The following is an 11,176-nucleotide window of genomic DNA, read 5'->3' as shown; positions in this document are numbered from 1 at the left end:
TAACGCGCGGTCTTCAGCTTGAAGATGAGACGATCTCAGGTTGACGATTCAAGCGTGTGAGGAGCCGGTCCAGCAACCACACCACCACCAGCGAAAACCCCACCAGCGGGAACACCACCGCCAGGGCCAGCATGATGAACACCCCGGTCTTCCACGTCGGCAGGTCGTGGCGCAGCGGCGGGACGCCGAACTTGCCCAGGGGCCGGCGCTTCCACCAGATCACCACGCCGCTCACGGCGCTGAGCAGGATCATCAGGCAAACCAGCAGCACAAGGATCTGGTTCAGCGGGCCGAACATCTTGCCTTCGTGCAGCATCACGCCGGTTTCGGTGGCGCGGGCCACGACGCTGTAATGTTCCCAGCGCACATCGGCCAGGACCTTGCCGGTGTATTGGTCCACGTGCAGAGTCGCGTCGTTGCGCGGGTCATCGGCGAACACGGCGATGGTGAACACGCCCGAGGCGGTCGTTGGGAAGGTGATGCTGTAGCCGGGCTCGACCTGGCGTTCGGCGGCGATGTCCTGCACCGCCTGCAGGCTGACGGTTGGCGCGGCGGGGCCTTCGTGCATGCCGCCGTGGGCCATGTGTTCGGCATGGTCGCCGGACATCGGCATCGGCGTGTTCTCCATGGCCCATGGCACGGTCTGGCGGTGAGCGTTGTTGAGGCTGCCGGCTTCGACGTCGGACTTGGGCACGTCATTCCACATCGCCGCCGGGAAGCGGTTCCAGAGGTCCGCGTATTGCTTGCCCCAGAAGCCGGTCCAGGTCATGCCGCTGAGCAACATCACCAGCAGGAACGCGGCGCCCCAGAAGCCGACGACGACGTGCAGGTCACGCCAGAACACCCGCCCGCGCGCGCTCCAGCGCGGCCAGAGGACGCCGGCCGACGACTGCCCGCGCGGCCACCACAGGTACAGGCCGGAAACCACCAGCACCACGCCCCAGCCGGCGGCCATTTCCACCAAGCGGTCACCCACCGTGCCGATCAGCAACTCGCCATGGATCGCCCGGGCCATGGCTTGCAGATTGTTTTTTGCATCCTGCTCGCCGAGTACGTTGCCACGGAAGGGGTCGATGAAGACGTTCAGCTCGTGGCCCTTGTCGATCACCACGAATTGCGCGCTGCGTTCGGCGCTGACCGGTGGCAGGTACTGCGTGACCTGGCCTTCGGGGTAGGCCTGGCGGACCTGCTTGAGCAGATCGTCGGCTGCCAGGGTGTGATGCCCGGCCGGTACGTTCAACAGGTTGCCGTACATCAATGGGTCGAGTTGCGGCTTGAACAGGTAAATGATGCCGGTCAGGGCCAGCATGACCATGAACGGCGCCACGAACAGCCCGGCATAAAAATGCCAGCGCCAGGCCAGGTTGTAGAAGTTCGGTTTCGGTAGGCTCATTGCAAAGCGCTCCGCAGGGCAAATTCGGTTCTTCAAATGGGGGCTGAACGATGCAATCGATGTGGGAGCGAGCCTGCTCGCGAAAGCAGACCAGCCAACAATGATGTGAATGACCATCACTTTCGCGAGCAGGCTCGCTCCCACAGTTTTTTATGTTTGCTTCGGCCAAGCTGTCAGGCGCTCATACCCGCATGCAGGACAGCCTTGGGCTGTCCCGCATGCGGGTGAGCAAGCGTCAGGCTTACGCGTCGAGGGGCGGTGCGCGGGTGCGGGCGCCAGGGAAGAGCGCCGGTCGGGCATGGCCCAGGCGCGGGAAAGGGCTCGTGTAGGTGCGGGTAAACGGTGTGGCGAAGACGGTGAACGTGTGGCCGCCAGGCAACGCGGGGCAGTTGAACAGCAGGCTGCAATAACCGCATTTCTCCCACAGCGCATGATGGTCGCTCTGGGGCGGGCAATCGTCATCTGCTGGCGCTTCGTGCGCCGACATGTCCATGCCCATCTCCATGTCCATGCCTATGGATACAGGCGTGGACATGGACATGCGCTGATCCATCGGCATCGACTGGGAAACCAGCGGGCCGATAAAAATCATCAGCATGGCGAACAGGCTGATCCAGCTACCGCGGGTCAGGCTCAATGGCTGACGGCGGTGCATGGAAAGGCTGGCGCGACGAAGTTGCATGGGCGGCTATGTCTATTGGGCGTGCATGTGCGTTTGGGTGCCGTCGGGGGCTTTTTTCTGCACCGTGACGTTCACCGTGACATCCCCGGCCTTTTCGAAATGCAAGGTCATGGGGAAACGTTTGCCGTCGCTGAGCAGGCTACGGTCCTTCAGGTCCAGCAGCATTACGTGGTACGCCATCGGTGCGAAGGTCACCGTTGCGCCTGGAGCGATAACTATGCCGTCCACCGGTTGCATTTTCATCAAGTCGTTTTGCATCACATGTTCATGGAGCTCGGCCTTGCCGGCGATGGGTGAGTCGACACTGAGCAGTTTATCCTCGGACCTGCCGCTGTTGTGGATAATGAAGTAGCCGGCGACGGTCGGCGCATTGGGCGGCAATTCCTGGGACCACGGGTGGGCGATCTCAAGCTCCCCGGCCTTGTACTGGTGAGCTTGGGCGAAGCCAACGGGAAGCAGCAGGGCGACCAACAGGATGAGTCTGTTCAACATGGCAATTCTCCGGAACGATTCAGGGCGCAGGTGGGTGCGGAAGAATCAGGCCAGAGGCGAGGCGCGGGGATTTAGACTGGGCCATTGTTGGCGTGGCGTGGGGCTGTCGAGCTTCGAATGGACGACATTGCGATGGGCCAGTTGCGCATCCAGATACAACTGCGGGGCGTGCCCGGCAATCGCCACCAACGGCGCCGGGCCTGAGCAGCACCAGCAATGCTGCATGGTCGAGTGAGGATCCTGTCGCGGCGTTCCCTGTTCGAACTTACCCAGGGAAATCGCCACCAGTTTTGTTCCGCCGGAAGAGCAGAAACTGCCCCAGAGCAATTGTTCGGTTGGCGTGTCGGCGGTCGTACCGCTGCCATTGGAAAGCGGCATGGCGAGCATGTTGAACAGCACTGCGAAGCAGGCGATCCAGGCAAATGCAAGCCGTTGTCGGGACATGGGGCAATCCGCTCGGTTGGGCGATCAGGTGGCCGGTATTTAGCCTGATCGGGAGGCAGAAGTAAAAAAGCCACGTGCGGTGTAGGGTCGCAGGGCTTTTGAGTAACAGTAGCAAAATATTTTCAGATGAGTGGTGCTGACAGGACAGGCTTGTAGGACTGTGCAGGTTTCTGTCAGGCCTACTGCCGCAGCCCCTGCAACACCTCATCCGCCGTCCCAAACTCCCGATCCACCTCCGGCAACACTGGCCGCTTCAGTACCAATACCGGCACTCCTCGCTCCCGCGCCACGTCCAGCTTCGGTTCAGTCGCGGTGCTGCCGCTGTTCTTGCTCACCAGCACATCGATCCGCCGCCGTTCGAACAGCTCACGCTCGCCCTCGATATGAAACGGCCCCCGGGCTCCAATCACTTCGCAGCGCTCATTGCCGGGGTAAACGTCCAACGCCCTCAAGGTCCAGAATTGCTCTGGCGGGATTTCATGCATGTGTTGCAGCGGCTCTCGGCCAAGGGTGAACAGAGGCCGGTGGAAGGGGCGCAGGGCTTGGATCAGTTCGGCCCAGTCGGCGACTTCGCGCCAGTCATCGCCGGCCCGGGGCTGCCAGGCCGGACGGCGCAGGGCCCAGCAGGGGATGGCACAGGCGTGGGCCGCATGGGCGGCGTTGTGGCTGATTTGGGCGGCGTAGGGGTGAGTTGCATCCAACAGCAGGTCGATGCCCTCGGCGCGGATGAATTGCGCCAATCCTGCGGCGCCGCCATAGCCGCCGACGCGCACCTGGCAGGTCAGGTCGGTGGGGATGCGGCCGATGCCGGCCAAGCTGTAGATGTGCTGGGGGCCAAGCGTGCGGGCGATGGCCAGGGCTTCGGTGACGCCACCGAGGAGCAGGATGCGTTTCATTTCAAGGCTCTTTATGACAAGGCTCCCGCGTGACCGACGATCCCACCCTGACGGTCGATGGCGAAGACTTCGACCTGGACCTGGGCCGGCACCACGCTGCGGGCGAACGCCAGCGCGTGCTCGCACACTGCATCGCCGAGGGCGATGCCGGCGGCGCTGGCCATTGCCAGGGCTTGCTGGCTGGTATTGGCTTGCCGGATGCCCTGTTGCAAAACCTCATCGGCGCCGAGGGCGGCGGCCCATTCGGCCAGTTGTGGCAGGTCGATGCTCGAATGGCGGCTGTGCAGGTCCATGTGGCCGGCGGCAAGTTTGCTGATCTTGCCAAAGCCGCCGCAGAGGCTGAGTTTTTCCACGGGTACCTTGCGCACATGCTTGAGCACGGCGCCGACGAAATCGCCCATTTCGATCAGGGCGATTTCCGGCAGATTATAGACCCGGCGCATGGTGTCTTCGCTGGCGTTGCCGGTGCAGGCGGCGATGTGCAGGTAGCCGTTGGTTTTCGCCACATCGATGCCCTGGTGGATCGAGGCGATGTAGGCCGCGCAGGAAAAGGGCCGGACGATGCCGCTGGTGCCAAGGATCGACAGGCCGCCGAGAATGCCCAGTCGCGGGTTCATGGTTTTCAGCGCCAAGGCTTCGCCACCCTCGACATTGACCGTGACTTCGAAGCCACCGGCGTAGCCGCTTTCCTCGGCCAGCCGGCCCAGGTGATCGTTGATCATCTGGCGTGGCACCGGGTTGATTGCCGGCTCACCGACGCCCAGCACCAGCCCCGGTCGCGTCACCGTGCCCACGCCGCGACCGGCGACGAAGCGCACGCCGGGTTCGGCTACCAAGCGCACTTGGGAAAACAGCAGGGCGCCGTGGGTTACGTCCGGGTCATCGCCAGCGTCCTTGATCGTCCCGGCCTCGGCGCCTTGCTCGGTCAATCGGCAGAACTCCAGGCGCATCTGCACCTGCTTGCCCTTGGGCAAGACGATTTCCACGGCGTCGGCCTCGGTGCCGCGCAACAACAAGCGGGCCGCCGCCAGGCTGGTGGCGGTGGCGCAACTGCCGGTGGTCAGGCCGCTACGCAGGGGGGCGGGTTGTTCGGCGGTTTCGTCACGCATCGAGGGGCTTCGTCAGGTCCAGCAAGGTAATCGGCAGCGCCTGGCGCCAGGTGTCGAACTCACCCAACGGCTGCGCCTGGGCAATGTGGATGCGGGTCAGCTCACCGCCATGGCGTTCGCGCCAGCCCATGAGGGTCATTTCGCTCTGCAGGGTCACGGCGTTGGCGACGAGCCGCCCGCCGGGCTTGAGGTGGGCCCAGCAGGTGTCGAGTACGCCTTCGCGGGTGACGCCGCCGCCGATGAATACCGCGTCCGGCCGCTCCAGGTTTTCCAACGCTTGCGGGGCGCTGCCGCGAATCAATTGCAGGCCCGGCACGCCGAGTGTGTCGCGGTTGCGTTCGATCAAGCCTTGGCGGCCCTCGTCGACTTCGATGGCCAGGGCCCGGCAACTGGGGTGGGTGCGCATCCATTCGATGCCGATGGAGCCGCTCCCGGCACCGACATCCCACAGCAATTCACCAGGCGTGGGGGCGAGGCGGGCGAGGGTGATGGCGCGCACGTCGCGCTTGGTCAATTGGCCGTCATGTTCGAACGCGGTGTCCGGCAAACCGGCCAGGCGTGACAGGCGCTGTGTCGATGGTTCGGCCCGGCATTCGATGGCGATCAGGTTCAGGTCGGCGACGGTTTCATCGGACCATTGCGCGGCGCAACCGTCGATCCGGCGTTCTGCCGCACCGCCGAGATGCTCCAGCACAGTCATGGCGCTCGGGCCGAAGCCGCGCTCGCGCAGCAAGGTCGCCACCGCGCCGGGGCTGTGGCGATCATTGCTCAGCAGCAACAGCCTCACGCCTGTGGATAAATACCCATTGAGCACCGCCAGGGGGCGCGCCACCAGCGACAGCGGGACCACGTCCTGCAGCGGCCAGCCCATGCGCGCCGCCGCCAGCGAACAAGAGGACGGCGCGGGGATGACCAGCATCTGATCACCCGGCACTTGTTTCGCCAGGCTGGCGCCCACGCCATAGAACATCGGATCGCCGCTGGCCAGCACGCACACTGCTTCGCCCTTTCGAGCCAGCAGCGGCTCCAGGGAGAACGGGCTGGGCCATAGCTCCCTTTCGCCGCGAATACACAGTGGCAACAGTTCCAACTGACGAGCGCTGCCCAGAATCCGCGGCGCCCGCAGCAATGCATGGCGAGCCGTTCGGCCCAGGCCCTTGAAGCCATCTTCACCGATGCCCACTACAGTCAGCCAGGGGGTCATCTCTGTTCCTCGAATAAATGGGGTTGTTCGGCGCACTGGTTGCGTCCGCGAACCGGGCCGCCATCATACCGCGCCCTGGCGGATCAGGCGTGGACCATCCCTCGTGGGAGCGAGCCTGCTCGCGATGCCGGCGTCACATTCAACACTCATTTTTTCAGGCACACCGCTATCGCGAGCAAGCTCGCTCCCAAGTGTTCGCCTTTACTGAACAGCATTGCTCCCACAGTGGGATGTGTGATGGATACAGGATTTGTGTATGCACGATCGGCAATCCGACCAGCAAGCTTTTCATGACCCCAGGCAAAGCAGGCATAATGGCGGCCTTTCGCCGATGCGGCGCTCCTACTTGCCGGTTATAACTTGAACGAACGTCCGTCCCGCCACGTCATACGCCCCTCGGGTTGCCCCGGGTTGCTGCGTGTCGTCCAGGCGCTGGACGGTGGGATCTGTCGGATCAAGCTCGATGGCGGTTCGATCCAGGCGGACCAGGCCGAGGCCGTGGCATTGGTGGCCGAGCGGTTCGCCGGCGGTGTGATCGAGGCGACCAACCGAGCCAACCTGCAAGTTCGTGGGATCGGCCCCGAGCGCGACGCGCTGATCGAGTCTTTGCTGGCTGCTGGGCTTGGCCCTCGCAATCCGGCCGGCGATGACGTGCGCAATCTCATGCTCAGCCCCTCGGCCGGCATCGATCGGCGGATGCTCATCGACACTCGCCCATTGGCCGAACAGATCCTCACTACGTTGCAAACCCACGAACGTTTCCATGAACTGTCGGCCAAGTTCGCCGTGCAACTGGACGGTGCAGAAGCACTGGCGATGCTGGAACATCACCACGACCTGTGGTTGTCGGCGTTGGTACGCGATGGTGAGCCCTGGCTGGCCTTCGGCTTCGCTGGCGTCCCGCTGGACGAGCCGGCGGGACGGGTACCCCTGGCCGAAGGGCACGCCTTGGTGGTGGCGGTACTTGAGCTGTTCCTCGACCTGGCCCGCCCCGACCAGAACCGCATGCGTGAGTTGCTGGCTGAACTCTCCGCGGATGAATTCGTCACGCTTTTGGCCCGCCGGGTACCGCTGCAACCCTGCCCGGATTGGCGGCGGGTTGCTTCGACTGATGGCTTGCACATCGGTATTCATCCCCAGCAAGACGAGGGCGTTTTCGTTGGCGCCGCGGTTCCCCTGGGCCGGCTCGATGCCGCCATGCTGCGCGGCGCGGCGCGGCTGGCGCGGGAGAAGGGCGACGGCAGCCTTCGTTTCACCCCTTGGCAAAGCCTGTTGCTGCCTAACGTTCGCGCCGATAACGCCGCCGGTGTACTGGCGCGGCTTCAGGCGCTGGGCCTGTTGGTTTCGGTCGATCAGCCCCTGGCGCAGCTCATCGCGTGCACCGGGTCCAGTGGCTGCGCCAAGGCCATGGCCGACACCAAGGCCGACGCTCACCAATTGGCGGAGCGGCTGCACCGCCGTGGCCAGGCGCTGAGCATTCATTTGTCCGGTTGCCCGCGTTCCTGCGCGGCGGCCCATATCGCGCCCGTCACCTTGTTGGCGGTCGCCCCCGGTCGTTATGACCTGTATTTTCGCGATGCGACGCTGCCGGGTTTCGGCGCGTTGCAGGCGCATAATCTGACTATCGAAGCGCTCGACCACTGGCTCGACGCTCATCCCCGGAGCCCCCTTGATGCTTGATTACATCCGCGACGGTCAGGAGATCTATCGCAACTCCTTCGCGATCATCCGCGCCGAGGCCAACCTGGCGCGCATACCGGCCGATCTGGAAAAACTCGCGGTGCGGGTGATCCACGCTTGCGGCATGGTCGAGGCGGTCGATGGCCTGCAGTTTTCCGAGGGCGCGGGCACGGCCGGTCGCCAGGCGCTGGCGGCCGGCGCGCCGATCCTGTGCGACGCGCGGATGGTTTCCGAGGGCGTGACGCGGGCTCGCCTGCCGGCTAACAATCCGGTGATCTGCACCTTGCGCGACGAGCGCGTGCCGGCGTTGGCCCTGGAGCTGGGCAACACCCGCTCGGCGGCGGCCCTTGAGCTGTGGCGTCCACACCTGGAAGGCAGCGTCGTGGTCATCGGCAATGCTCCAACGGCACTCTTCTACCTGCTGGAAATGCTCGACGCCGGGGCGCTCAAACCGGCCCTGATCCTCGGCTTTCCGGTGGGGTTTGTCGGCGCCGCCGAATCCAAGGCGGCGCTGGCGGCCAACAGCCGGGGCGTGCCGTTCGTGATCATGCAAGGGCGGCTCGGCGGCAGCGCCATGGCCGCCGCCGCCGTCAACGCCCTCGCCACGGAGGTGGAATGATGCAGCAGCCTGGACGCCTGATCGGCCTCGGCGTAGGGCCCGGTGACCCCGAACTGATCACGGTCAAAGCCTTGCGCCTGCTGCGCGAATCGCCCGTGGTGGCGTACTTCGTCGCCAAGGGCAAGAAGGGCAACGCTTTCGGCATCATCGAGGCCCATTTGCAGGACGCGCAAACGTTGCTGCCGCTGGTCTATCCAGTCACCACCGAGGTGCTGCCAGCGCCGCTGTCCTATGAAGAGGTGATCGCCGACTTCTACGACACCGCCGCCGAACAGTTGGCCGTACACCTGCACGCCGGTCGCGACGTGGCGGTCATCTGCGAGGGCGACCCGTTCTTCTACGGCTCCTACATGTACCTGCACGATCGGCTGGCCGAGCGTTATGTCGCCGAAGTCATCCCGGGCGTGTGCTCGATGCTCGGTGGTGCCTCGGTGCTCGGCGCGCCGCTGGTCTATCGCAACCAGAGCTTGTCGGTGCTTTCGGGGGTATTGCCCCACGAGGAACTCAAGCGCCGGCTGGCCGACGCCGACGCGGCGGTCATCATGAAGCTGGGACGCAACTTCCCCAAGGTTCGACAGGTGTTGCAGGAGCTGGATCTGGATGGGCGGGCGTTGTATGTGGAGCGAGCTACCATGGCCAACCAGAAAATCGTCCCGCTGGATGAAGTCGAGCCGATGTCCTCGCCGTATTTCTCGCTGATCATCGTCCCTGGCGAACGGTGGCAGGGATGACGGCAAAAGCTCCTGCCATTGTCATTCTCGGCACCGGCAGCCTGGCAACGGCCCGGCGAATCCAGCAGCGTTATCCCGAGGCTTTGATCCATGGCCTGGCGGGCCGGGTCGAGGGTAGCGATCGGCCATACGCCGAGTTTGGCGCGACGTTGCGCCAGCTCTATCAGGAGGATTCGCCGATCATCGCGCTATGCGCGGCTGGCATTGTCATCCGCACGCTGGCGCCGCTGTTGCTGGAGAAGGGCGTCGAGCCGCCGGTGCTCGCGGTGGCCGAGGATGGCAGCGCCGTGGTGCCGTTACTGGGCGGCCTGGGTGGCGTGAACGTCATGGCCCGCGAGATTGCCGGGGCGCTCCAAGTCGCGCCGGCCATCACCACCAGCGGCGAATTGCGTTTCGGCACATGCCTGCTTAATCCGCCAGGCGGCTACAGCCTTGGCGACCTGGAGCAAGGCAAGCGCTTCGTGTCCGACCTGTTGGCCGGTGAGCCGGTGCGGATCGAGGGCTCGGCGCCGTGGCTGGACCAGGCGCAGTTGCCACAGAATGCACAGGCGCGGCTGGCGATTCGTGTCGACAGTGCCGCGGGCGTGCCGGCGGCGGATGAGTTGCGCATCTATCCGCGCAACGTCGTGATCGCGGTGAGCGCCGGCGCGTCAGACGATTCCACCGCCATTGTCCAAGCGCTGGCCCAGGCGGGGCTTGCAATGCAGTCACTGGCCTGCCTGTTGGCGGCGGACAGCGACATGGCGCGCCCGCAATTGCAGCAAGCCGCTTCGGCCTTGGGCGTACCGCTGCGATTCGCCGCGCCCGACGGCAGCGTCGCGCAGTGGCTGACCGGTGCCTTGGGGCAGCCGGTATCGATTCAGACCACGGGCAATATCGCCATTGCCGTGGCCGCACAACCCGTCGATCCGCAACGGATCGGCCGCGCGCGCGGACGTCTGGCGGTGATCGGTCTTGGCCCTGGCGCGGCCGAGCTGATGGTGCCGGCCGTGCGCGCCGAACTTGACCGCGCCACCGACGTGCTGGGGTATGAAACCTATGTGCGCATGGCCGGCCCTTTCCGTGCCGACCAGGTGCAGCATTGCACCGACAATCGTGAAGAGATGCAGCGCGCCCGGCACGCCTTTGAACTGGCTGCCCAGGGGCGATCGGTGGTGGTGGTGTCTTCGGGCGACCCTGGCGTATTCGCCATGGCGGCGGCGGTGCTCGAAGCGTTGCATGAATCCAGTGACCCGGGCTGGCATAACGTCGACTTGCAAATCCTGCCGGGCGTGTCGGCCTCCCTGGCCACCGCCGCCCAGGCCGGCGCGCCGCTGGGGCACGATTTCTGCGTGATGTCGCTGTCGGACAACCTCAAGCCCTGGTCAATTATCGAGAAGCGCCTGGCCCTGGCGGCGGAAGCCGACCTGGCCCTGGCGTTCTACAATCCGATTTCCCGTTCTCGCCCATGGCAACTGGGCCGTGCGCTTGAGATCTTGGCAGAACACCGCGCACCGGATACTCCGGTGGTCTTGGGGCGCGACATAGGCCGTCCCGGCCAGACATTGCGTGTTACGACACTGGGGCAGTTGACCCCGGAGCAGGTCGATATGCGCACGATGGTGCTCGTGGGTTCTTCCACGACCTGTGTCTTCCCTCGTGCCGAGGGTGGAAACTGGGTCTACACCCCACGGTGGTACGGCGATAAACCGCTCTGAATAAATCTGGCGGCCCGTTCGGGTCGCTGTCTTTAAGTTACCCTACTTTTTTTGAGTCTCGACCGATTAGTTGAGGCGAGTTAATTCAGGATAGTTGTCAGGTGTTGTTTGACGGTATTCGGCTGCCTCGCGGTGAAGTGTAACTGTTTAATGGTTTTATCTTGAATGATGATTGACGGAGCGATTGGTTGAGGTTCGCCCGGGTGACGGTTATGTTTGTGTCGTCAAA

At 64.4% G+C, this 11,176-nt stretch carries 11 protein-coding genes; 4 read left to right on the top strand and 7 right to left on the bottom strand.

The genetic code is table 11. The annotated features are described in order from the left end of the window. Positions 1-13 precede the first annotated feature (13 nt). The 7 genes from DOCECA_RS19300 to cbiE all read right to left on the bottom strand — a co-directional run bounded on the left by DOCECA_RS19300 (position 14) and on the right by cbiE (position 6,220). Positions 14-1,393 carry a PepSY-associated TM helix domain-containing protein gene (locus DOCECA_RS19300; protein WP_434649074.1) on the bottom strand — a complete coding sequence of 460 codons (1,380 nt, stop codon included), beginning with the start codon at positions 1,391-1,393 and terminating at the stop codon, positions 14-16. A 241-nt stretch (positions 1,394-1,634) separates the two neighbouring features. Beyond that, complete coding sequence (locus DOCECA_RS19295; RefSeq protein ID WP_434560887.1) at positions 1,635-2,075, bottom strand: DUF2946 domain-containing protein; 441 nt, start codon at positions 2,073-2,075, stop codon at positions 1,635-1,637. A 12-nt stretch (positions 2,076-2,087) separates the two neighbouring features. After that, the gene (locus tag DOCECA_RS19290) at positions 2,088-2,567 is read right to left on the bottom strand and encodes a copper chaperone PCu(A)C (protein ID WP_434560885.1); all 480 of its coding nucleotides are present in this window, start codon (positions 2,565-2,567) and stop codon (positions 2,088-2,090) included. A 45-nt stretch (positions 2,568-2,612) separates the two neighbouring features. Continuing rightward, entirely contained in the window at positions 2,613-3,011 is a 399-nt protein-coding gene (locus DOCECA_RS19285) for a DUF2946 domain-containing protein (protein WP_434607998.1), read from the bottom strand. 179 nt (positions 3,012-3,190) lie between these two features. Then, complete coding sequence (locus tag DOCECA_RS19280) at positions 3,191-3,907, bottom strand: cobalt-precorrin-6A reductase (protein WP_434675812.1); 717 nt, start codon at positions 3,905-3,907, stop codon at positions 3,191-3,193. An 11-nt stretch (positions 3,908-3,918) separates the two neighbouring features. Next, entirely contained in the window at positions 3,919-5,016 is a 1,098-nt protein-coding gene (locus DOCECA_RS19275; RefSeq protein ID WP_434560883.1) for a cobalt-precorrin-5B (C(1))-methyltransferase, read from the bottom strand. Further along, on the bottom strand, positions 5,009-6,220 hold the full coding sequence (gene cbiE / locus DOCECA_RS19270; protein ID WP_434607996.1) for a precorrin-6y C5,15-methyltransferase (decarboxylating) subunit CbiE: 1,212 nt from the start codon (positions 6,218-6,220) through the stop codon (positions 5,009-5,011). The genes DOCECA_RS19275 and cbiE overlap by 8 nt, the downstream gene beginning before the upstream one ends. 360 nt (positions 6,221-6,580) lie before the next feature. Between cbiE and cobG the strand changes: the two genes are divergently transcribed. Genes cobG through cobJ form a run of 4 tightly spaced genes read left to right on the top strand, consistent with a single transcriptional unit; the run spans position 6,581 to position 10,947 of the window. Continuing rightward, positions 6,581-7,900 carry a precorrin-3B synthase gene (cobG, locus tag DOCECA_RS19265; protein WP_445570942.1) on the top strand — a complete coding sequence of 440 codons (1,320 nt, stop codon included), beginning with the start codon at positions 6,581-6,583 and terminating at the stop codon, positions 7,898-7,900. Continuing rightward, positions 7,893-8,519, top strand: coding sequence for a precorrin-8X methylmutase (locus tag DOCECA_RS19260; RefSeq protein ID WP_445570941.1), 627 nt, complete (start codon positions 7,893-7,895; stop codon positions 8,517-8,519). Before cobG ends, DOCECA_RS19260 begins: the two co-directional genes overlap by 8 nt. Then, positions 8,519-9,250 (top strand): precorrin-2 C(20)-methyltransferase, encoded by a 732-nt coding sequence (locus tag DOCECA_RS19255; protein WP_445572179.1) that lies wholly within the window; start codon positions 8,519-8,521, stop codon positions 9,248-9,250. Before DOCECA_RS19260 ends, DOCECA_RS19255 begins: the two co-directional genes overlap by 1 nt. Beyond that, the gene (cobJ, locus tag DOCECA_RS19250) at positions 9,247-10,947 is read left to right on the top strand and encodes a precorrin-3B C(17)-methyltransferase (protein WP_445570940.1); all 1,701 of its coding nucleotides are present in this window, start codon (positions 9,247-9,249) and stop codon (positions 10,945-10,947) included. The genes DOCECA_RS19255 and cobJ overlap by 4 nt, the downstream gene beginning before the upstream one ends. Positions 10,948-11,176: the final 229 nt, after the last annotated feature.

This window comes from Pseudomonas sp. E102, from assembly GCF_052660185.1.
This window is presented reverse-complemented; position numbering and strand designations above follow the sequence as displayed.